The sequence below is a fragment of the Agathobacter sp. genome (genome assembly GCF_977054825.1).
On the sequence record NZ_CDRTEH010000001.1, the window covers coordinates 117,041 to 139,766 of the forward strand.

Here is a 22,726-nt window from a genome sequence, read left to right on the forward strand (position 1 = left end):
TTTTTGAAAGGAGAACACCATGGAACAGACATACATCGCAATAATGATACAAAGCCTGGAGAAAAAGGAACAGGTGCTTGACAAAATAATAGAGCTTGACACGGTACAAAAAAATCAGCTCGAGGATCCAAACCTCACACCGGACGACTTTGATGATGTTGTAGAGCAGAAATCAAAGCTTATAGAGCAGCTTGATAATCTGGACAGTGGCTTTGAAAAGCTTTTTGAGCGTGTAAAAGATGAACTTGAGTGCAACAAAGAGTTACACAAAGAAGAAATCCGCATTATGCAGGAGCATATAAGGGATATCACTGACAAGAGCATAAAGATTCAAAGTCAGGAAGCCAGAAACAAAGCCCTTATGACAAACAAATTCAACGGAATAAAAAAGCAGGCCAGAGAAGTGCGAAAGGGTGCAAATGTGGCAAGCAAATATTATCAGTCAATGACAAAGACCGGATATGTAGATCCGCAGTTCATGGACAATAAAAAGTGAAAATGGGTGAATGAAAAAGGAAATGAAGCAGAGAGAAGGGGATAATCCGCCAAAGGTGCTATGTGTGATATGCGGTATGAGTAATATGGCATATAAGAGACCGGATGGAGTGTATGTGGTGCCGATAACGACTTTGAAGCCGTGAGAGAGGAATGAGGAATAGAAAAAGGTTCTATGATAATCATTGAACAGCCTAAACTATAATAGAAACTGACCGATATATAATATAGAAATTCAAGATGAATTTAGATGGTGCATGGATGCAAATGGATATTATATAATTATAAAATATATTGTGCCATTCGAATTTTAAAAGTTCGAATGGCATTATTATTTATATGAGGATTAAAAATGAAGAATAAAATAAAAGAAGAAATCGAAAGTAATTTGCAGAATGGAAATTTACAAAAAAGTATTGATATTTTAAATGTATATGAACAGGAAAATCCTAAAGATAGAGATTTAAAGTTTTATAAATGCGTTTGTATGTTGCAAATTGGAGACATAGAGAAGGCGATAGAAATATCTGAAGAGTGTGTAAGAAAATTTCCTACAAGTTATGAAGCTTACTATTATAATGGCTGCTCATATCAGGCAGCAGGAATGGTAATGGAAGCATTAAAAGCGTACAAAATAGCAGATTATTTATATAATTATTTAAAAATTGTTGATTTGGATATGTATGAGGACATATGTAATCAAATTTCAATCTTGGAGGAGCAATATATTGAATTAGTGAATGAATATATAAATCGGAATGATGCAAATAATCTATTAAAGGCAGATTCATTTTTAAAGAGAATGAATTGTTTTTGGGGAAAAAATGAAAAGGCGCCTAGAGATAGTAGTAAACTAATAGTAGGGACTGAATATTGGGTTACAGACAACGATTTGAGATTTATAGGAATATATAGGAGCCCATTACAGGATTTTATTGGAAACGAAAACATGAATCTGATTAGAACACAAGCTGAATTCTTGAAGTATACTAATAAAGGTATAGAAACAAATGTTATTGGAAATGACAATGAATATTTAATTCCTATTGCAAGCACTGAGAATAATAATGTGTATGCGTTCAAAAATGAAGAAAATAAAAATATAATTGTACAAAGAGATGCTAAGCATTTTAACTATTATAGGGTAAAAAATGGAACATATATAATCTCAAAGCATAAAGCATATTATGGTTTTCCGATTCCACTAAAACATGATGCAAAACGAAAAAAACTTGTCTTGAGCTTTTTTGTTGATGGATTAGCACAGGAAGTTATTAATGGAGAAGATTTTAGAAGGCTTATGCCGAATACATACGCTTTTTTCAAAAAAGGTACAGTATGTACAAATACTTTTAGCTGTTCGGAATGGACATTTCCAAGTTTGGCAACATATGAAAGTGGATTAGATACACTTGGACATATGATGTTTCATAATACAATAGATGGTGAATTACCGCAAAGTGTTCCAACATTGACTGAATATATTAAAGAAAAAGGCTATTTTACAAGTAAATTAGATGGTGATTGGAGATGTATATATTCATACGGATTTGCAAGAGGGTGTGATCAGTATGTATATCAAATTCAATCAATGGGAGCAAGGGCAGAGCATGAGATCGTAAATGCTATCGAGCATATAGAAACATTTAAAGATACGGATCAGTATTTATGGATGACGGTTGGAGATTTACATGATATTGCAGATGGTTTTGATTTGTCACTTGCAGTACAAAAAAATCTAACGCTTGATGAACTGGAATATGAAGATGTTGGAAAGACATCTGTTAAACAAAACTATAGCTGGGGAAAAAGTCAGAGATATAAAAAAACTATTCAGTACTTTGATATGTTGTTTGGTTTTTTATATAACTACATAGAGAAGAATTATAAAGATGATGAAATTGTTATAAGCCTTTTTGCAGATCATGGACAGGGATATTTGGTTCCAAATAATAAACATTTTTTGTCAAAGGAGAGAACCAAGGTAGCTTTTATGTTTCGTGGAAGCAATGTGGATGAAAAAATGTCAGATGAAATTATTTCAACGGCTGATTATTTGCCTATAATGTGTAAATTGTGTGATATACCGGTTGATTATGAGAAAATAAATGGTAGGCTTCCACTTAGTTTCGGAGGTGAAAAAGAGAGAGAATATGCTATAACAGAAAGCATTCATCCAGGTGATAAATATTGTGCGGTAGCAAATGCCAATGACTATGAAATATACTTTGATAATCAGGCTTTAACTGACGAAGAGGGAAGATTTGAATTAAAAGATTACAAGGTGTATGGGTGCTATAAAGATGGTACAAATATCGAAGATAAGGCTTTATTGGATAAATATGAGAAGATTTTTCTGGAAAGAATAGCAGAGCATGTGATATATGACTAGATAAAGGAGGAATATTTATGCAGGCAATAATTCTTGCTGCCGGAATGGGAAAGCGATTAAAACATTTAACAGAAAATAATACTAAATGCATGGTGAAGGTTAATGGCATATCTATAATAGAGAGAACATTGAGAATACTGGATAGGAAAGCGTTAAATAAAATCGTAATTGTTGTGGGCTATGAAGGAAAAAAGCTTGTAAATTATATTGAATCATTAAATGTAGCTACACCGATTACATACATATGGAATAATGACTATGAAAAAACTAATAATATTTACTCTTTGTCATTAGCTAAAGAACATTTATGTGAAGATGATACAATTTTACTTGAATCAGATCTTGTATTTGATGAGGCTATTATAGATGGGGTATTGACAGATGAGAGAAAATCGCTAGCTGTTGTTGATAAGTTTGAAAGCTGGATGGATGGCAGTTGTATGATTATAGATGATGATGACAGAATAGTAGATTTTGTGCCGGGTAAATATTTTAATTTTAATGATAAAGAGAAATATTATAAGACGGTAAACATATATAAGCTATCGAAAGATTTTTCAAGTAACATATATGTACCTTTCCTGGCAGCCTATGAAAAGGCGATGGGTGAAAATGAGTATTACGAGTCTGTGATTAAGCTAATTGCTATGCTGGAGACTAATGAAATACGAGTTAAACGTATAAATGATCAGAAATGGTATGAAATTGATGATATTCAGGATTTGGATATAGCGGAATCACTGTTTACAGATGATCCGGCAGAAAGATATCGTAAAATAATGAGTAGATATGGGGGATTTTGGCGATATCCTCATATGACAGACTATTGTTATCTGGTAAATCCATATTTTCCACCGAAAAGGCTAATAGATGAGGTGGAGTCAAATTTTAAGACATTGCTCACGCAATATCCTTCTGGACAGAAGGTTGATTCAACGATATCTTCAAATATATTTGGAGTGAAAGATGAGTATATTATATTAGGTAATGGTGCGGCCGAATTAATAAAGGCTTTACTTGATATACAAACTAGGACAATGGGCATTATAGAGCCATCATTTAATGAATATAAGAACAGATATTCTGGGAACGTGGAAATATATCATCCGTATATAAATGAAAAAGGATATAACGCAGATGATGTGATAAATTATTTTGATGATAAAAGTATAGGCTCTTTGGTTTTGATAAATCCTGATAATCCAACAGGTAATTATATACCGATACATGATGTACTAAAGCTTATACAATGGGCTGAAAAGAAACAAATAAAGTTTATTTTAGATGAGAGCTTTGTCGATTTCGTCGATTTGCAGGAGAACGAGATTATTGAAGATGTTACGTTGATAAAAGACGATATATTGGAAAAACATACAAATTTATATATCATAAAAAGTATTTCCAAATCGTATGGTGTGCCGGGGGTTAGACTAGGGGTCTTGGCCTCAGCAGATAAGAAAGAAATGGGGTTGATAAGAAGCACACTGCCGATTTGGAATATAAATTCTTTCGGAGAGTTCTTTATGCAGATATTTAACAAATATAAAAAGAACTATATAGAAAGCATGGAAAAATTTAGAAATACAAGACGAAGGTTCTTGAGGGACTTGCAGGAGATAGCTTATCTAAAGGTATTGCCAACTCAGGCAAATTATGTAATGTGCGAGGTAGTTGGCATAGATAGCGAACAGTTGTGCATTAGATTGTTTGAAGAAGGCATATTAATAAAAGATGTTTCCGACAAGATATCCAATGGAAGGAGTTATATTAGAATAGCGGTTCGTACAGAGAAAGAAAACAATATATTGATTGGATATCTTAAAAAGGTTTATAATGATTTGCAAAATTTTTAAAAAAATTTTATTTTAGGTATAAAGTATCGGAAAACAAGTCCGATATAGATAATAAGTAAGCAAGATATTACTTATTAGTAGCAAGCCAAACGAAGCGTACGGTCGAGCGGCAAACTACAATGACAAAACAGATTGAAGCATGGACGCTTCACTTAATTCAAGGAGGAAACAATTATGGTAGTACAGCACAATATGTCAGCAATGAACGCTAACAGACAGTTAGGAGTAACAACAGGTACACTCAGCAAATCAACAGAAAAGTTATCTTCTGGATACAGAATCAACCGTGCAGCAGATGATGCAGCAGGTCTCTCAATTTCAGAGAAGATGAGAAGCCAGATCAGAGGACTTAACAAAGCTTCTTCAAATGCTCAGGATGGTATCTCAGCTATCCAGACAGCAGAGGGTGCTTTAAATGAGGCTCATTCAATTCTTCAGAGAATGAACGAGCTTGCAACACAGGCTGCAAACGACACAAATACATCAGCAGATAGAACAGCAGTTCAGAGTGAGGTTAATGCATTAACAAAGGAATTGGATAGAATTGCATCTACAACTCAGTTTAATACAAAGAATCTTCTTGATGGTACTTTCTCAGGAAAGAATCTTCAGGTTGGAGCTTTAGCAAACCAGTCAATTTCTATTTCAATAGGAACTATGAATGCTACAGCACTCAGTGTTAATGCTTTATGCGTTTCAACATTCACAAAGGCAGGCTCAGCAATGACTGCTGTGCAGAAAGCTATATCAAAAGTGTCAACACAGAGATCTAATCTTGGTGCTCTTCAGAATCGTCTTGAGCATACAGTAAACAATCTTGATAATGTTTCTGAGAATACTCAGACAGCAGAGTCACGTATTCGTGATACAGATATGGCTTCAGAGATGGTACAGTACTCAGCTACTTCTATCATCCAGCAGGCAGGTCAGTCTATGCTTGCCCAGGCAAACAGCCAGACACAGGGTGTACTTTCACTTCTTCAGTAGTTTGGAGTGTAATAGGACTATCATTGATAGAGCCACTCGTAAAGAGTGGCTCTATTTAGTATAAGGGATTTATCAATTATGGAAAATGAAATTTTAGAAGCAATTATGACAATAGATGATTATTCAAAGCTTTTATATACAAACTTTAATAATGGAATGTATAGGATAAATGATATAGTGAATATAATACAAATTTATATAGAAGCTTTTTTGAATAAAATAGACAAATATAATTCATTAGGAGAAAATATATCTACAGATGTGATAATAAATCAGTTAAATAATCTAATGAATGCAATTGAATATAAAGACCAGGTATTATTGATTGATACATTAAGATATGAGATAGAAGATACATTAAATTTATATAGAAAGCTGGTAATTAAATATGGAGAATAAAGAATTAGTTAAAAAGTGTTATTTAATATTACAAAATTATCCATATATAAAACCAGCTATTGATAAAATATTAGAAAAAGGTAACGAGCTTGAACTGCTAGTTGGCAAATCTGCAAATGATGAAATGATTTTTGCACAAGAAAAAAATGGACATTTGTACTATCTGAATAGCAGATATAATTGCATTAATGAAATTGATATATTGCTAAGTAATATAAAGGCATTAGAAAATCCATTTTCGCCTATTATTATTTTTGGAATGGGAAATGCAATGATTATTCATGAAGTGAGAAGACGATTTCCAGAAAACTATATTTATATACATGAACCGGATATAAAAGTTTTTAAAACAGTAATTGATAGTTATGAAAATATAGACTTTTTGTCAGATGACCATGTGATACTTACAGTAGGGCAAGAAAACCGTGGGGCAATGATAGAATTGTTACATGAAATGATAGATCAGAGTAATTTTAGTGTAACGGACATTATTTGTATGCCACAATATGAGATATTGTGGGAGAATGAATACCTCGATTTTTTAAAATTATTCTATGCCCGCTGTGAACAGATTATCATGCAAAAAAATACCGATATTATATTTAACGATGAACATATTATTAATTTTTGGGAAAACATTACTGATTTGATTAATCAATATAGTGTGGGAGATTTGATTGAGTTACTTAAGAATAAGCAAGAAAAGGCATACCCTGCATTTATAGTATCAGCAGGTCCGTCTTTGGATAAAAATATAGAGGAGTTAAAAAATATTAAAGGGCGAGGTATAATAATGGCAGTGGATACAGCCATAAAGCCATTGTTGAAACACGGTATAGTTCCAGATATTGTTGCATCAGTAGATCCTCATAAGCCATTATCACTATTTGAATATGAAGGTGTTGAAAAAATCCCAATGCTTGTAGATATTAATTATAATTCACAAATTGCAAATATTCATAAAGGCAAACGCTTTTATGCATGGAGCGGAGAACCATTTATAAAAGACTTTCTAGGAGAGATGAATATAAATCTTGGATTGATTGAAAGTGGAGGTTCGGTAGCCTGTAATTTGTTTTCTCTTGCGGTTTTTTGTGGATTTAAAACAATTATTTTAGTTGGACAGGATTTAGCATATCCTGATAAAAAGGGACATTCGTCAGCATCATATGATGATGAGAAAGAAATAGACTATTCCAGCAAGAAGTATTTTGAAGTGGAGGATATTAATGGTGGTAAGGTATTTACAGAAGGAAACATGAATGCGTATAGAAAATGGTTTGAAGCCTGTATATCTAGAAAACCAGATATTCACTATATTGATGCTACAGAGGGTGGAGCAAAGATATATGGAACAGAAATCTGTACACTAAAAATGGCAATAGAAGAATGCTGTGATGGCATGAGACCACAAAAGTGGATGGATATTATCAATTCCTGTAAACCATTGATGAATGAAGAACAAAAACAAATAAGTAAAAAGAGACTTTGCTCCTTACCTAAGAATATGAAGAAAATATCAGAATTATTAGATGAATCTGCTTCATATATAAAGGAGGCTAACCAATGTCTGACTAAGAATAATTATGATGGACTTATAGAGAATATGAAGAATATAATTGAAATAAATAATATGTTAGATGAAAGTCTGGAGGTTAAGTTGCTGAATCTTTATACACCTAATAGTGGATATGCGGTTTCTATGGCAGCATATAATATTGAAAAAAATAAAAGGGATGACATAAAGAATTTATTAAAGCTCTGTGATATATTAAATAAAGGCTATAAGGAGGCATTAAATAAATCCTGTAAAGATATTGACGAAAAAATAAAAGATATGAAAATGTTTTAATTAAAATATAAAGATATTTAGAAATAGGCCGATATACATCATAGAGATTCATGAAGAATCGTTAAGGTGCATGGAGGCATAAGTTTATATCGGATGAATTATTATGCCACTCGGACTATGTGCGTTCGAGTGGCTTTTTATTTATGAAGGTATTCCAAGCACTGATAGAAAATATCAGGAGGAAATATTTCATGCTAAATGGAAAGTCGATTTTGGTAACAGGGGGAACCGGTTCGTTTGGTCATCAGTTTGTTAGTTATGTATTGGAGCATTATGAGCCTAAGAAAATAATTATATACTCTAGAGATGAGTATAAGCAGTTTGTGATGCAGAATGAATATAAGAAACATCCACAGGCTGATAAGTTGCGATTTTTTATTGGAGATGTAAGGGATAAGGAGAGACTTTACAGAGCGTTTGATGGTGTGGATTATGTGGTACATGCTGCAGCATTAAAGCAGGTTCCATCATGTGAGTATAATCCTATGGAGGCTGTAAAGACAAATATCAATGGTGCAATGAATATAGTTGATGCAGCATTGGATTGTGGAGTGAAGCGTGTTGTTGCTCTTTCTACAGATAAGGCAGTAAATCCAATTAATCTTTATGGAGGCACTAAGCTGGTTTCAGATAAACTGTTTATTGCTGCTAATGCCTATGCGGGGGAAAAGGACGTCAATTTTTCAATCGTCAGATATGGTAATGTAGCAGGAAGCAGAGGCTCAGTTATTCCATTTTTCAGAAATATAGTTGCTAATGGTGGTACTTCTCTTCCGATAACAGACTATAGGATGACAAGATTCTGGATAAGCCTTGAGCAGGGGGTAGAGCTTGTGATTAAGGCATTATCAGAAGCTAAAGGCGGAGAGACTTTTATCTCGAAGATTCCTTCATTTAAGATAACAGATTTGGCACAGGCTATACTGCCGGGATGTGAGATGCCGGAGGTCGGTATTCGTGAAGGAGAAAAACTTCATGAAATAATGGTTACAAAAGAGGATTCTATGCTTACATATGAATATGACAAGCATTTTATAGTTTATCCACATTTTGACTGGTGGGATAAAGATAAGATACAGGCCGGTGGAAAAAAGGTGGAGCAAGGATTTGAGTATAGTTCAGGCACAAACACTCAATGGTTAACTGTAGAGCAAATTCAGGAATTACTTAAGAAAGTAGGGGAACATTAAAGTTTTATGAACATAGCAATTATTACTGCACGTGGTGGAAGTAAACGTATACCGCATAAAAACATAAAGAATTTTTGTGGAAGACCAATAATTGAATATTCAATAGAGGCAGCAAAAGAGGCAGGTATTTTCGACATTGTGATGGTTTCAACGGATGACAAAATGATTGCAGAAATTTCAACAAATGCAGGCGCAGAAGTACCTTTTATGAGAAGCATGGAAACTTCAAATGACTATGCAACAACAGCAGATGTAATAAAGGAAGTGCTGGAAACATATAAGGGAATGGGAACTAATTTTGATAATGTTTGTTGTATATATCCTACTGCTCCATTTGTGAATGGTGAGAAGTTAAAAAAAGCGGTTCTCTTATTACAGGAATCTGATTTTGATAGCGTGATGCCTGTAACAGCATTTTCTTTTCCGCCATTAAGAGGAATGGAATTGAAAAATAATAAATTACGGTATAAGTGGCCGGAACATGCAATGAAGAGATCACAGGATTTAGAGACGATTTATCATGATTGTGGACAGTTTTATGTGTTAAATGTTGATAAATTTTTGAAAAGTGGCAAGCTGGTGACAGATAACACAGGTGGTATCATAGTTTCAGAAATGGAAGTTCAAGACATTGATAATGAGATGGACTGGGAAATGGCAGAACTTAAATATAAGATGCTTAGGGAGAAAGGCAGAATATAGTATATGAGAATAGGAACACACGAAGTCGGAAATGGTGCATCGACATATGTTATTGCAGAAATGTCGGCAAATCATGCAGGAGATATTAATAGAGCAAAGGAAATTATACATGCTGCAAAAGAGGCAGGAGCAGATTGTATTAAGATTCAAACATATACACCGGATACTTTAACGATAGATTGTGATAATAAATATTTTCATATTTCTGATGGGACATGGAATGGAGAAAATTTGTATAAGCTATATGAAAAAGCGTATACTCCATGGGAATGGCAACAGGAATTATTTAATGAAGCAAAAAAGTGCGGAATAGATTTCTTCTCGACTCCTTTTGATAAAACAGCGGTAGATTTTTTAGAAAAGCTTGGCGTGGGTTTTTACAAGATTGCGTCATTTGAGATTGTGGATATCCCTTTAATTGAATATGTAGCATCAAAGGATAAGCCTATAATAATGTCGACTGGAATGGCAACACTGACCGAAATAGATGAGGCAGTTACCACCATAAGAAAATATGGTAATAATAATCTTATATTGCTAAGATGTGCTAGTGCATATCCGGCAATAACAGATCAAATGAATTTGAAAACAATGAAAAATATGGGAGAAACTTTTGGAGTGCCATATGGACTGTCAGATCATTCATTGGGGGCTGTTGGAGCTGTTACGGCAGTTGCTTTAGGCGCAAGTGTTATAGAAAAACATTTTTGCCTCGATAGGTCAATAGAAAATCCTGATTCTTCCTTTTCAATGAATCCACAAGAATTTAAACAGATGGTATGTGATATAAGGCAAGCAGAAAAGGCAATTGGAATTGTAAAATATGGAATTTCAGAACAGGAAAAGTCAAGTCGGATATTCAGAAAATCTATATTTGTCGTTAAAGATATAAAAAAAGGTGAACTCTTAACAGAAAATAACATAAGGGTAATACGACCAGGGTTTGGCCTCGAACCGAAATATTATAGGCAGGTATTAGGTAATATTGCACTTTGTGATTTGGAAAGGGGAACACCATTAAGCTTTGAAGTTGTAGGAGGAAGCCTGTATTGAATAATTTAAAAATTATTTATTTAACAAATAATTTTAATTCGTTAGAGTTGGCAGAGTGGCTTAAAAAATATGGAACAGTTATAGATATAAGAGACAGATTAACACTTGAGATGGTTAAGGTTGAAAAACCAGATTTTATAATAAGCTACAATTATGGTTTCATAATTACAAAAGATATAATAGATTATATGGACGGAAAAATATATAATCTACATATTTCATATCTGCCATGGAATAGAGGAGCTTCACCGAATTTTTGGAGTTTTATTGATGATACACCGAAAGGGGTCACAATTCATCAGGTAGATTATGGTTTGGATACAGGTAAAATACTATTTCAAAAAAAATGTTTTTTTGATGAAACTAAAGAAACGTTTATGAGTACATATAATACTTTGCAAAGAGAGATAATAAATCTTTTTAAAGAAAACTGGGAGAATATAATAAATCAATCATATATACTTAAAGAGCAGTTAGGGGGTGGAAGTTACCATAAAGTTAATGACTTGAAAGAGATAAAGAAAAAATGTCCATTTGTGTGGACTGATAATATAGATCAATATAAAAAGCGATATAATAATTGTGTAGGAAAAAACTAGTATGATAGCAATTAGAGTAGATATGAATAATATAATTGCAACGGGACATGTTATGAGATGCATTGCAATTGCAGAAGCGATTCGGATGCAAGGTGAAAATGTTATATTTATAATTGCGGATAATCATGCAATTGATATTTTAAACAAAAATAACTTAAAGTATATAATATTACATACTGAATGGAATAAAATGGAAGCGGAGCTTTCCACACTTATAAGTGTTATCCGAGAATATAATATAACTAAAATGTTGATAGATAGTTATCAGGTTACTTATAAGTATTTAGAGGAATTAAGTAAATGGGTCCATACGATATATATTGATGATTTGGGCGCATTTGATTATCCGGTGAATACAGTGGTTTGTTATGCAAATTATTGGGAAAAACTGGGATATAGTCATAGTAGTTTGAAACCCAGATATTTACTGGGAATACAATATGTACCTTTGAGGAAAGAGTTTTGGAATACAAAACCTAAAGTGATATCTGAAAATGCGAAAAAACTTTTGATATTGACAGGGGGAAGTGATCCATATAATATTTCTCAAAAAATATTGGAGGCTTTAGATAGAAGATACTACCAAAAAATAGATGTTATATGTGGAAAATATAATGTCTATTATGATGAATTAATTCAAATATATGGAAACGAAAAAAATATAAAATTCCATAGAAATGTTAATGATTTAGAAAAATATATGATGGAGACGGATTTGGCAATTTCAGCAGGTGGAACAACGTTATATGAGCTATGTGCATGTGGAACACCTACATTATCATATACTTTTGTTGATAATCAAATTGATAATGCAATACAATTTGATGAAGAGGGAATTATAAAATATGTAGGCGATATACGAACGACAGATATTGTTAAGAATATGAAAAAGTACATCCATAAAATTATGGATGATGCACAAAAAAGATATGATATTTCTAAGCTCATGAGAATGAAAATTGATGGAAGAGGAGCCGAAAGATTGGCGAAAGCACTGATTGATATTTAGAAAGTAAATATAGAATATGAATACTAAAATAGAGAATTTGATTGAAAAAGGTGAATATGATAATTTGTTAGAACAAATACAAGTATATGAAAATGTTTGTAATGATGCTGACATTAATACATATAAGTTTATGTATTATTATGCTATTGGACAATATCAGAGGGGATTAATTTATGCAAAAAAAGCAGTTGTTATGCAGCCATATATAGCGGACGTGCATTATAATTGTGGATACGCTTATGAATTAAATGGATATTTGTATGAGGCATATGAGCAATACAGAATAACATCTGAAATAATATCAGCAGGTAATAAAAGTAGTGTTGAATTGGAAGTTGTACTTGAAAATGCTCAAACAGTATTAAAAAGAATATTAGAAAACGTTGAGAACAATGATTTTGTAAATGACATTCAAAATCATTATTGGTTACAATATATTGTAAATAAAAATAAATATAAGTTCGGAATTAGATGCCCTGAATTTCATTCAGGAAGTGATATAATTGGTTCTGAATATTATGATTATCCGTTTTTAAATAGAATGTACATTGGAGTTACAGGATTAAGAAGCGTGTTTAATTTGCATTGTGGATATTTAAAAACGGATACAATTAACGAGAAGGCTGAATTACAAAGGGTTGACGAATTAAGAAACCGTATATGTGTTGAATGTAATACAGATAGTTTTATTCCAATAATAATGTCTAATAAGGGAAAACTCATTTTTAATATGAATGATGAAAAGAAAGAAGTTATTTATAGTTCACCATACCATTATATTAACTATAGAGTGCCTAAAGGAAAATTTATAATATCATCAGATAATGAATTTAGAATAGGAGAGTTAGTTCCAATAAATCATGGAAAAAATAGAAAAAAATTGGTACTTAACATCTTTGTAGATGGATTGTCGCAAACGGTATTAGAAAAAGATTTTGAAAAACTAATGCCTCATACCTATAAATTTTTTAGAAATGGAATTGAATGTACTAATGTGCATACAGCAGGAGATTGGACATTTCCATCTATTGCTTCAATTACAACGGGGCAAACGTTGGCAAGACACAAAATGTTACATTCCAAAATATTAAGGAAGATAGATGAGGAAACACCTATTTTGTTTGAATATTTTAAAAATGCAGGATACAATACAACAAAAATTGGTGGAAATTGGAGAATTGCACCTAATTATGGATATGCAAGGGGAATGAATCGAGTAAAATATCAACATATGTACGCAGGATATTCGGTTGAGCAGGTTGTTGCAGATGTTGAAGAGCAAATACATAGTATGGTTGATACAGATCAGTTTATATGGATGGAGATTGGTGAATTACATCTTATTGCAGATGAAATTAATATGGCACCATTGCAATCGGAATTAATGGTGTGGGAAAACGAAGAGTATAGTGGTAAAGTAAATTCGGTAAAGCAAAAATATGATGAAACAAAGATAAAGTATTATAAAAAGCAGATAGAGTATATTGATAGACGATTGGCAAGTTTATATCAGTATATAGAGGATAATTATAAAGATGAAGATGTTGTGGTAAGCCTATTTGCAGATCATGGACAGGGATATTTGGTTAAGCCGGAAGAGGACTTCTTATGCGATGAGAGAAGTAATATAGCATTTATGTTTAGGGGCGGAAACGTAAATGGAAAGTCAAAGGAAATTATTTCTTCTTGCGATTATTCGGGAATTATGTGTAAGTTGGCAGGAATAGATTATGATTATTCTAAGACAGATGCATTTTTACCTGTTACGTTTGGTGGTTCAAAAGAGAGAGAATTTTGCGTGACTGAAAGTATACATGTAGGTGATCCATATGAGATTTTATTGAATGGAAAAGACTTTAAATTTTATTTAAAAGGAAAAGAAAATGTTACGTCAGAGTGTAGGATCCCATTAGATGAGTTTGAGACGAGATTATTAGGTTCAGATGGGAATGAAATTAATGATAATGATAGGATAAAACGTTATACAAAGTGGTGTCTAGAGCATATAAGCTCGTGTAGGATCTTTAATAATTAGTAGAAGAAACAAAAAGGGAGTGCATTTTGGAAAAAGGAATTTTATATTGGATTACAGGATTATCGGGGGCGGGTAAAACAACAATAGGAAATGCTCTTTATTATGAATTACGTGAAACAAAGGACAATATTGTAATTTTGGATGGAGATATTTTGAAGAAGTTGGTTGGAGATTCTTTGGGATACACAAAGGAGGATCGTAAGAAGAGAGCTTATTATTATTCTAATTTGTGTAAAACATTGACTGATCAAGGAATTTCAGTTGTAATATGTACTATTGCAATGTATGATGAGGTACGTGAGTGGAACCGTAATAATATAGAAAAATATATTGAAGTTTTTTTGAAAGTAAAAAAAGAAACACTGATAAAAAGAGACAGAAAAGGATTATACTCAGCTCAGGCATTAGGAAAAGTGAACAATATTGTTGGAATTGATCAAGATGTTGAGTTTCCAAAAAATCCGGATATTATTATTGAAAATGACGGATTAATTCCAGTAGTGGAAATAGTAAGAAAAATTGTGAATTATTCTCCAAAGATAAGAGATTCATTTGATAGGGATACAGAATATTGGAATTCATATTACAGTAATGACTTAACAGAGTTACAAAGGCCAAGTTACTTTGCACTTTTTGTAAAGGAGTATATAAAGTCTGGAAAGAAGATAATGGATATTGGTTGTGGAAATGGAAGAGATAGTTTGTTATTTGCTAAAATGGGACTTAAGGTTGTGGGAGTAGATGCCTCAAAGATAGCCATTGACAGATTAAATTCTGTTCAGCATGAAAATATGCCTATGTTTGTATGTGATGATTTTGTAACATGTAAAGCTTTATATCAAGCACAATATGATTATTTTTATAGTAGATGGACGATGCATGCGATATCTGAAAGGCAAGAAGATGAACTATTACGTAATATATCAAGTTCTATAAAAAAGGATGGGTTATTGTTTATAGAAGCAAGAAGTATTCATGATGATTTGTATGGTGTGGGCGAAAAGATTTCAGAGAATGAATACATATATAATGATCATTATCGTAGGTTCATGGATAAAAAAATATTTATAAGTAAATTAAAAAAATTGGGGTATGAAATAGTTTTTGAAGTTGAAGGAAATACATTGTCAAAGACAAAAAAATCAGATCCGACCTTGATAAGGATTGTAGCAAAGTATATAGGATAATTATTTTATATTCGGGAAAAAGGGAATTTATAATGAAAGAGAAAAATAGAATAAAATTGATTTGTGTTATAATTACAGCATCAACTAGTGTTGCCAGTGCATTTGTAGGGGGAAAAAAAGAACATATTACTATAAATAACAACATCAAATCCGCTACAAGTGATGTAAACAATGTGGATGATTTGATAAAAAAATATGAAAATGCTATGGAAAGCAATTCTAAATTAGCAGAACAAAATAAAAATTTAAAAGAAGAAAATGATAATCTGCAATCTGATATATCTGATTCTATAACGGCTGAAGTGAAATCACCAAGTATTATTGTTGATGGGATGAAATCGAGCCAAAATTGGAATAAATCCATTGCAATAGTTAATAATTCCAATTACTATTCAGAAAATTTACTGAATAGCTTGGTTGAAGGAAAATTTTCTTATGATATTAGCCAAAATAGTTTATTTTACAACGAAGAAGACCAGATGATTAATAAGGTAACCAAGATTAATGCATTATCAACAAATGTTATATATGAAGGTATAGGATACGATGTTGTAAAATCCTCTGACGGAAAAGAGATATTAATGGGAAGTCAGTCATACACGGAAGGATTGGTTGTTTGGGATGACGAATCTCTCTTTGGAGGAGGCAATGGATATGCATTATTTGATTTGCAAGGAAAGTATTCTAAACTAGAATTTGATGTAGGTAGAACAAATGAGTATGAAAAGGAAAATGTAGAATTAAAAGTATATTTAGATGGTGAATGTAGAGAGATATATCAATTGGATGCAGAAACTCCACCTAAGCATTTTGAAGTTACATTAAATTATGCTAATAGCATGAAATTAGAAATAAGTGGAGGAACTAGAGTTAAGTATGGTTTTGTTAACATGATTTTATATTACTGATTATGGTATGTTAACATATGAGACTTTTAGCAAATATAAAAAAAGTTGAAAATACTAAACCGCATTAAACAAACATAAAAAGATTTGTCTAACTTAAAATGGTTTGCGATGTAACTATAAATTAGTATTATATGTAGCTATAATCATATTTAATAAATTGCAGAGTAAATAAAGAAAAGAGTGAAATTATGATACCATACGGAAAACAAACAATAGAACAAGATGACATTCAGGCAGTTATAGATGTCCTCAAATCAGATTTCCTTACAACAGGACCCAAAATTGCAGAATTTGAGCAGACGGTGGCTGATTATGTTGGGGCTAAATATGCAGTTGCCATTTCAAACGGCACATCTGCTCTTCATGCAGCTTGCTTTGCGGCAGGGATTGGACCGGGAGATGAGGCTATTACCACACCGCTTACGTTTGCAGCATCTGCAAACTGTGTACTGTATTGTGGCGGTACGCCTGTATTTGCTGATGTTGACCCGAAGACTTATAATATAGACCCGGAGGATATTCGAAGAAAGATTACTGACAGGACAAAGGCAATCATAGCTGTTCATTTAGCTGGTCAGCCTTGTGATATGGATGCTATACACAGCATTGCGCGTGAGCATGGGCTTATTGTAATCGAGGACGGAGCGCATGCGCTTGGCTCTGTTTACAAGGGCAAGAAGATAGGTAGACTGTCTGATATGACTACATTCAGCTTCCATCCGGTTAAGCCGATTACCACGGGCGAGGGTGGCATGATTGTTACTGACAATGAGGAATTTTATAAAAAGATGGCACTTTTCCGCAGTCATGGCATTACAAGAGATGCTTCTATGATGACAAGGAATGACGGACCGTGGTTTTATCAGCAGTTTGATTTGGGATACAATTACAGGATAACTGATATACAGTGTGCCTTAGGCTGTAGTCAGATGAAGAAGCTGGACAGATTTTTAGCACGCCGAAAGGAAATTGTTGCACGTTATAATGAGGCATTTGCGGAATGTGACAATATTATCACACCTTATCAGCTTTCGGATACGGAAAGTGGTTGGCATCTGTACATAGTTCAGGTGAAAAACTGTGATAGGAGACAGGTTTTTGAGGCTATGCGTGAAAAGGGAATTGGAGTGAATGTACATTATATTCCTGTTTATATGCATCCGTATTATCAGGAACATGGATATGAGAATGTGCATTGTGCTAATGCGGAGGAGATTTATTCTCATATTATTAGTCTGCCTTTGTATCCGGGACTGACATCTGAGCAGCAGGATTATGTTATTGATACATTGAAGAGTTTGTGCGGGGAGTAGAATGATGGATATAAAGTTATTCTTTAATAACCAGCAGAGTATTAAGCTTTCCTATGATATAGCCGAGAGCTTCAGAAAACAGAATTTCTACATTGCAACAAGCAAGCTGACAAAACTGCTTGGGTATTTAGATACTGTTGCCGGATATATATTTTCACAAGAAGATTATAAGTCATTGGCAGATGAGCTACAGCTTATTTTACCGGCATTACTTGACGCACAGGATAATTGTGATTATGTTTTACAGGCGGATATTATAGAAGGCGATTTGCTGCCTTTATTACAGAAGCTTCAGATTGCTTTTCAGGAACGTGACTTGGTTCAGGTTCCTGATTTTTTTAAGCAAAATATAAACTCTCTGAAAGAATATGACTTTGGTTTGTATAAGCTGTTGAATAACGAAAATTTGATTGAGGGAAAGAACTCTTTGTTGTCTGATAAGCTTACATTAAGTCTGGCAATTAACGGACAGCCTACCGCTCAGGCTTTTGCAAATGGACAGTCGTTTTATCTCCACAGCTCTGTTAATCCTGAGAGGGAAGCAAGGCTTTTGGCAGATAGTTTAAAGCAGGCAGAGGATTATATGGTTTTTGGAATGGAGCTTGGATATCATGTGCTGGAGCTTTTGAACATACATCAGTCGGCAAGAGTGTGTGTATTTGAAAGTAATATCTATATGCTTCATATGGCATTTACATATATTGATTGGACAACGTATATTGCAAACGGCAGGATACGAGTGGTTTATAACGATGACCCGAAGCCGCTTGTAAGTGAGCTTAGCAGGCAATTTGCAGAAATGAAGAATGCACAGTTATTAGTACATTATCCTGCTATCAAAATGATTGAAGACGCACAAACCAGACAGTTGCTTGAAGATTTCTTTGTTACAACGAGCAGCATGAGAGAACAGGGAAGCTTGCTTGATTCCAATTTTGAGGTGATTTCCAAATTGAATTTACCGGAGTGTGGTGAATTGAAGGATATATTCAAAGATAAAGAGGTGGTTATAGTGGGAGCAGGTCCTTCTGTGGATTCTCAATTGGATAGGTTGAGAAAATATCGCGATAAAATAACTGTTTTTGCAACAGGACATATTACAAGAAAGTTGGTTAATGAAGGAATTACGCCTGATGCAGTTATCATAACAGATCCACAGCCTCTTATGTATAAACAAATTGATGGAGTGAACATGAAGGATATTCCTATGATTTTACTTTCAACGGCTTCATCATCAATAGTTGAGTATTATAATGGTCCAATCTATGTGGCATACCAAAGTGGATATGCTCCTGCGGAGATAAAAGCTGGGAAAATTGGTTCAACACTTTTTGAGACAGGTGGTTCTGTGACTACCACGGCATTGGACATTGCGCTGCGTTTTGGAGCAGGGAAAATTATCTTCGTGGGTGTTGATTTAGCCTATACTGGCGGTTATTCTCATGCTTTGGGCGAAGGACGTAAGGTAGAGAATACAGATGGATTGCGTCAGGTCAGAAGCAATACAGGTGGTATGGTGTATACTAGCAAAAATTTGGACATTTACAGGAAATGGATAGAGCGAAGGCTTGAAGGAGTTAGGTATACAGAAGTTTATAACACAGGAGATGGAGCTGAGATTAAGGGAACTGTTTGGGTGGCGGATTTTATGAGATTGAGATTGTGATGGAAAAAGGTAGTGATTCTTACTTTAGAATTAAATTTTTAGTTTGCGACTATCTCGAATTCTTTTGACAGAATTTTCGGATTATATATAATCTGGTCACCATCAAGAATAATGGCATTCTCAATATGCTTGAAAGTACCAGTAAAAACAATGTTTCTGCCGTAGGAACAGAAAAAGTGTTACTGGTCACACCTAACAGTGTGACCAGTAACGAAAAAGTTTCAAAATATGCTAAAAAATTTTATGAGAAAAGTTGTAAAGTGGTGTTTTGAAGTATAAACCCTGACGAGGTAGAACAGGCAATCGCAATTGAGGCAGATATGCAGAAGCTTGTAAATAATCTTGCCTCCAGATAACCGCTAGTATTTCACCTCAATATCCCCAAGCCCCGAGTCAATAATCAGGTGCTTTTTGGCATGCTCATTTACCTCATACTCATCATCATAGTCATTGCCGTTGATTGTGATATCGCCTATACCTGAGTCCAGGTCCATCATGTAGCCGTCAAGTGACTGTGAGGAGGTCACAGTGATGTCACCTGTACCGCCATCGATATCCATCTCGTCAAAGGCACAGTTTTCAAAGCTAAGGTTGCCGGTTCCGCCATCCACATCACATGTGGCGAAGCTGCAGTCGGTGATATATAAATCGCCTACGCCTGTGTCAAATTCAGCATCAGCTGCAGTCAGAGCATCGAGGGTCACTTCGCCTACGCCGGTATCAAAGGAGAGCTTGTTCAATGCTGCGCCAAAAGGAATGGTAACAGTGATTTCACTCGTTGTGTTCCTTTTGTAGTTGGTTCTTCCGCTCTGTGATATCGTGAGGGTATCGCCGGAGCTCTTGATTTTTGGAACAAGCCGCTCGTTACATTTGTATGAGACCATGTAGCTGTCACCGGTTGTTACGTTGATATTCAGTACGGCTGTATCAAATATTAGGTTTGAAAATTCATCGACTGAAAGCTCCTTTGTGCATACATTTCCGGGAGACTTGTCTGAGTGAGGAATCAGATTGTCAAACAGACTAAGGGCAAAGCCACCGATATGGTAGAGGCTCCCGGCGATGATGCAGACCACGGTAATTATTGTAATTATTATCAGATATATATTCTTTTTCATGACTTATCTCCATTTCTGAATTATCTTGTTGCATAATTTGTTTTATGATTATTCAAAATATGCTACACACATTTTTGACTGTGTTGGTTTCCATTAATTTCCATGTTTATCGCCGAGCAGGTTTTCCACCAGCGAATTGATGATTGCGGCTATTGGCCAGATAATCCATGTGATACCCCAGTCAAAGGTAATAAAGCTCCAGCACAGATAAATACAGGTGACTGTTGACCAGTAGACTGACATGATTGCAGCCACAACAGGGTTTTCATAGTGCACCTTGCCATCGTGTGAATTGGCAAAATTACCGCCCACAGTTTTGGCACCGTTTAGTGAAAGAAGCTTTTCAAAGCCGGATTTCTTCATGTTCGTAAATACTATCATGAATACTCCGATTGCTATAAACACGAGCACGAGTCCACCTGAAAGTGAATCTGCAAAGGTGCTTTTGGTGTTCAGTGAGCTGATGATGATTGCAGGTACTGCGCAGAGTATACAGAGCATGATACCCACCGTTAAAAGTATCGCATGTGTGGAGCGGTAGCTTTCCTTGCGCTCATTAATCCAGTTCGCTGTTTCAAAGTCTATGCAGTAAGGTTCTCTTTTCAGGTAGCTCCATTTAGATGAGAGAGAACCTGAAAAAATGAAGAAGCCGACTGCCACAGCGATACAAACGAACAGGAAGGTAATGCCGATTGCATCAGATGCGTCCGGTGAAGCGAGTGAACGCGGAATGCATTCGCTGAATATCGGTCCAAGACTTGCGATTATGCAAAGCAGCACTCCAAATGCTGTGAGATATGCCTGTTTTGCTGAATCCCTGAGGAATGCGGCAGCAGTCTCGCGGGAGAGTGTTTTGGCAGCAGGCATTGCCTGACTGGGATTCACGAAGCTCTTGATACCGAGTGAGTCGGCGAGCTCGTCAAGGTTTCCAAACTCGGATATGACGATTCCTATGGCCTCGTTATCGGATTTGCCCTCGGATATCAGTTCGTTGTATTTATCCTCCATCATTTGATAGAGCTCATATTTGGCTTTTAGCACCTCGGGAGTATTCGGCAGGTGCGAAAACATATTTTCCAGATAATTCTTTATAGTTTCCATAAAATGTCTCCTTTAAAATCGTATGAATTTGCTTACTACATCAAGCGTCAGCTTCCATTCCTCACATTTCATCCTGTAATATTCTCTGCCGGCATCGGTAATCTGATAGTAGGTCCGGCGCTTTCCGCTTGCATTGTCGCTCGAAGAGAATGATGTGATATAACCGTTTTTCTCCAGACGGGTAAAGGCAGAGTACAGGGTTGTTTCTTTGATGACGTATTTTCCCTCGGATATCTGCTTTATCTGCTTTGAAATCTCGTAGCCGTAGGACGGTTTGTCGAGAAGCAGATAAAGGATGATGGTATCGTTGTATCCTCGGATGACATCGCTGCTTATATTGAGCATTATTCACCTCCTGTTTCAAGTGTTTAATTTCATCATGATGTTTATATTTTATTAATTTAAGACCGGAGTATGACTTAATTGATCGTGAATCCGGAAACTCACCGGGCACACCGGATACACAGATGAAAGCTTGTACATCGGGTGTGTTAAAGTTAATCAATACTACGTGTAACGTACTACGAGTGTCATACTATGTCTGTCGTAGTAAACATATCACATGTTGTTTTTTATGTCAACCATGATTCTAAAATAATTTATTCTGCATAATTTGTTCTGAAAAATTTATTCTGTAAAAAATTGTTCCGGGGCGTTATGATTATTTAATGAGTTAGCCACTCCGTACAAAAATTAGCGATGAAATACGTTGACATACACCATATCTTTTGCTATAGTCTTTAAAAACAAAGGCGATTAATTAAATACACACTACCTCTGAGGGAGTAGTTCGCGTATTCTTAAATATACGTGGTTTGTCAACAGACCGGTCAACAGACCTGGCAAACATTAAAGAATGAGACTCAA

At 34.6% G+C, this 22,726-nt stretch carries 20 protein-coding genes; 17 read left to right on the top strand and 3 right to left on the bottom strand.

The genetic code is table 11. The features are described 5' to 3' along the window. Positions 1-19: 19 nt before the first annotated feature. The 17 genes from ACW6PM_RS00530 (at position 20) to ACW6PM_RS00610 (ending at position 19,640) form a co-directional block, all read left to right on the top strand. Positions 20-496, top strand: a complete 477-nt coding sequence (locus ACW6PM_RS00530) for a flagellar protein FliT (protein WP_456055836.1) — start codon at positions 20-22, stop codon at positions 494-496. Positions 497-506: 10 nt separating this feature from the next. Beyond that, entirely contained in the window at positions 507-641 is a 135-nt protein-coding gene (locus tag ACW6PM_RS00535) for a hypothetical protein (protein ID WP_456055837.1), read from the top strand. Positions 642-847: 206 nt separating this feature from the next. Continuing rightward, complete coding sequence (locus tag ACW6PM_RS00540; RefSeq protein WP_456055838.1) at positions 848-2,887, top strand: sulfatase-like hydrolase/transferase; 2,040 nt, start codon at positions 848-850, stop codon at positions 2,885-2,887. Positions 2,888-2,904: 17 nt separating this feature from the next. Continuing rightward, the gene (locus ACW6PM_RS00545) at positions 2,905-4,740 is read left to right on the top strand and encodes an aminotransferase class I/II-fold pyridoxal phosphate-dependent enzyme (protein WP_456055839.1); all 1,836 of its coding nucleotides are present in this window, start codon (positions 2,905-2,907) and stop codon (positions 4,738-4,740) included. Between the two features lie 174 nt (positions 4,741-4,914). Next, positions 4,915-5,727 (top strand): flagellin N-terminal helical domain-containing protein, encoded by an 813-nt coding sequence (locus ACW6PM_RS00550; protein WP_456055840.1) that lies wholly within the window; start codon positions 4,915-4,917, stop codon positions 5,725-5,727. Between the two features lie 78 nt (positions 5,728-5,805). Then, positions 5,806-6,126, top strand: coding sequence for a hypothetical protein (locus ACW6PM_RS00555; RefSeq protein WP_456055841.1), 321 nt, complete (start codon positions 5,806-5,808; stop codon positions 6,124-6,126). Then, complete coding sequence (locus ACW6PM_RS00560; RefSeq protein WP_456055842.1) at positions 6,116-7,978, top strand: motility associated factor glycosyltransferase family protein; 1,863 nt, start codon at positions 6,116-6,118, stop codon at positions 7,976-7,978. The genes ACW6PM_RS00555 and ACW6PM_RS00560 overlap by 11 nt, the downstream gene beginning before the upstream one ends. Before the next feature lie 191 nt (positions 7,979-8,169). Continuing rightward, the gene (gene pseB, locus ACW6PM_RS00565) at positions 8,170-9,168 is read left to right on the top strand and encodes a UDP-N-acetylglucosamine 4,6-dehydratase (inverting) (RefSeq protein WP_456055843.1); all 999 of its coding nucleotides are present in this window, start codon (positions 8,170-8,172) and stop codon (positions 9,166-9,168) included. A 6-nt stretch (positions 9,169-9,174) separates the two neighbouring features. Next, positions 9,175-9,870, top strand: a complete 696-nt coding sequence (gene pseF, locus ACW6PM_RS00570) for a pseudaminic acid cytidylyltransferase (protein WP_456055844.1) — start codon at positions 9,175-9,177, stop codon at positions 9,868-9,870. A gap of 3 nt (positions 9,871-9,873) precedes the next feature. Then, positions 9,874-10,923 carry a pseudaminic acid synthase gene (pseI, locus tag ACW6PM_RS00575; protein WP_456055845.1) on the top strand — a complete coding sequence of 350 codons (1,050 nt, stop codon included), beginning with the start codon at positions 9,874-9,876 and terminating at the stop codon, positions 10,921-10,923. Beyond that, on the top strand, positions 10,920-11,522 hold the full coding sequence (locus ACW6PM_RS00580; RefSeq protein WP_456055846.1) for a formyltransferase family protein: 603 nt from the start codon (positions 10,920-10,922) through the stop codon (positions 11,520-11,522). The genes pseI and ACW6PM_RS00580 overlap by 4 nt, the downstream gene beginning before the upstream one ends. 1 nt (position 11,523) lies before the next feature. Continuing rightward, on the top strand, positions 11,524-12,531 hold the full coding sequence (gene pseG / locus ACW6PM_RS00585; protein ID WP_456055847.1) for a UDP-2,4-diacetamido-2,4,6-trideoxy-beta-L-altropyranose hydrolase: 1,008 nt from the start codon (positions 11,524-11,526) through the stop codon (positions 12,529-12,531). A 16-nt stretch (positions 12,532-12,547) separates the two neighbouring features. Continuing rightward, positions 12,548-14,566, top strand: a complete 2,019-nt coding sequence (locus ACW6PM_RS00590) for a sulfatase-like hydrolase/transferase (protein WP_456055848.1) — start codon at positions 12,548-12,550, stop codon at positions 14,564-14,566. Positions 14,567-14,592: 26 nt separating this feature from the next. Continuing rightward, positions 14,593-15,753, top strand: a complete 1,161-nt coding sequence (locus tag ACW6PM_RS00595) for an adenylyl-sulfate kinase (RefSeq protein ID WP_456055849.1) — start codon at positions 14,593-14,595, stop codon at positions 15,751-15,753. Between the two features lie 32 nt (positions 15,754-15,785). After that, the gene (locus tag ACW6PM_RS00600; protein WP_456055850.1) at positions 15,786-16,661 is read left to right on the top strand and encodes an NPCBM/NEW2 domain-containing protein; all 876 of its coding nucleotides are present in this window, start codon (positions 15,786-15,788) and stop codon (positions 16,659-16,661) included. 188 nt (positions 16,662-16,849) lie between these two features. Further along, positions 16,850-17,974 carry a UDP-4-amino-4,6-dideoxy-N-acetyl-beta-L-altrosamine transaminase gene (gene pseC, locus ACW6PM_RS00605; RefSeq protein ID WP_456055851.1) on the top strand — a complete coding sequence of 375 codons (1,125 nt, stop codon included), beginning with the start codon at positions 16,850-16,852 and terminating at the stop codon, positions 17,972-17,974. Between the two features lies 1 nt (position 17,975). Continuing rightward, entirely contained in the window at positions 17,976-19,640 is a 1,665-nt protein-coding gene (locus tag ACW6PM_RS00610; RefSeq protein WP_456055852.1) for a motility associated factor glycosyltransferase family protein, read from the top strand. 359 nt (positions 19,641-19,999) lie between these two features. Here the strand turns inward: ACW6PM_RS00610 and ACW6PM_RS00615 are convergent, their stop codons facing one another. The 3 genes from ACW6PM_RS00615 to ACW6PM_RS00625 all read right to left on the bottom strand — a co-directional run bounded on the left by ACW6PM_RS00615 (position 20,000) and on the right by ACW6PM_RS00625 (position 22,204). Beyond that, on the bottom strand, positions 20,000-20,758 hold the full coding sequence (locus ACW6PM_RS00615) for a DUF4097 family beta strand repeat-containing protein (RefSeq protein ID WP_456055853.1): 759 nt from the start codon (positions 20,756-20,758) through the stop codon (positions 20,000-20,002). Between the two features lie 93 nt (positions 20,759-20,851). Continuing rightward, positions 20,852-21,859, bottom strand: a complete 1,008-nt coding sequence (locus tag ACW6PM_RS00620; RefSeq protein WP_456055854.1) for a permease prefix domain 1-containing protein — start codon at positions 21,857-21,859, stop codon at positions 20,852-20,854. Positions 21,860-21,871: 12 nt separating this feature from the next. After that, complete coding sequence (locus ACW6PM_RS00625) at positions 21,872-22,204, bottom strand: PadR family transcriptional regulator (RefSeq protein WP_456055855.1); 333 nt, start codon at positions 22,202-22,204, stop codon at positions 21,872-21,874. Between the last annotated feature and the right edge of the window lie 522 nt (positions 22,205-22,726).

Coding starts and splice junctions, on each gene's coding strand:
- ACW6PM_RS00530 (WP_456055836.1), top strand. CDS start 20: ATGGAACAGACATACATCGCAATAATGATACAAAGCCTGGAGAAAAAG.
- ACW6PM_RS00535 (WP_456055837.1), top strand. CDS start 507: ATGAAAAAGGAAATGAAGCAGAGAGAAGGGGATAATCCGCCAAAGGTG.
- ACW6PM_RS00540 (WP_456055838.1), top strand. CDS start 848: ATGAAGAATAAAATAAAAGAAGAAATCGAAAGTAATTTGCAGAATGGA.
- ACW6PM_RS00545 (WP_456055839.1), top strand. CDS start 2,905: ATGCAGGCAATAATTCTTGCTGCCGGAATGGGAAAGCGATTAAAACAT.
- ACW6PM_RS00550 (WP_456055840.1), top strand. CDS start 4,915: ATGGTAGTACAGCACAATATGTCAGCAATGAACGCTAACAGACAGTTA.
- ACW6PM_RS00555 (WP_456055841.1), top strand. CDS start 5,806: ATGGAAAATGAAATTTTAGAAGCAATTATGACAATAGATGATTATTCA.
- ACW6PM_RS00560 (WP_456055842.1), top strand. CDS start 6,116: ATGGAGAATAAAGAATTAGTTAAAAAGTGTTATTTAATATTACAAAAT.
- pseB (WP_456055843.1), top strand. CDS start 8,170: ATGCTAAATGGAAAGTCGATTTTGGTAACAGGGGGAACCGGTTCGTTT.
- pseF (WP_456055844.1), top strand. CDS start 9,175: ATGAACATAGCAATTATTACTGCACGTGGTGGAAGTAAACGTATACCG.
- pseI (WP_456055845.1), top strand. CDS start 9,874: ATGAGAATAGGAACACACGAAGTCGGAAATGGTGCATCGACATATGTT.
- pseG (WP_456055847.1), top strand. CDS start 11,524: ATGATAGCAATTAGAGTAGATATGAATAATATAATTGCAACGGGACAT.
- ACW6PM_RS00590 (WP_456055848.1), top strand. CDS start 12,548: ATGAATACTAAAATAGAGAATTTGATTGAAAAAGGTGAATATGATAAT.
- ACW6PM_RS00600 (WP_456055850.1), top strand. CDS start 15,786: ATGAAAGAGAAAAATAGAATAAAATTGATTTGTGTTATAATTACAGCA.
- pseC (WP_456055851.1), top strand. CDS start 16,850: ATGATACCATACGGAAAACAAACAATAGAACAAGATGACATTCAGGCA.
- ACW6PM_RS00610 (WP_456055852.1), top strand. CDS start 17,976: ATGATGGATATAAAGTTATTCTTTAATAACCAGCAGAGTATTAAGCTT.
- ACW6PM_RS00615 (WP_456055853.1), bottom strand. CDS start 20,758: ATGAAAAAGAATATATATCTGATAATAATTACAATAATTACCGTGGTC.
- ACW6PM_RS00620 (WP_456055854.1), bottom strand. CDS start 21,859: ATGGAAACTATAAAGAATTATCTGGAAAATATGTTTTCGCACCTGCCG.
- ACW6PM_RS00625 (WP_456055855.1), bottom strand. CDS start 22,204: ATGCTCAATATAAGCAGCGATGTCATCCGAGGATACAACGATACCATC.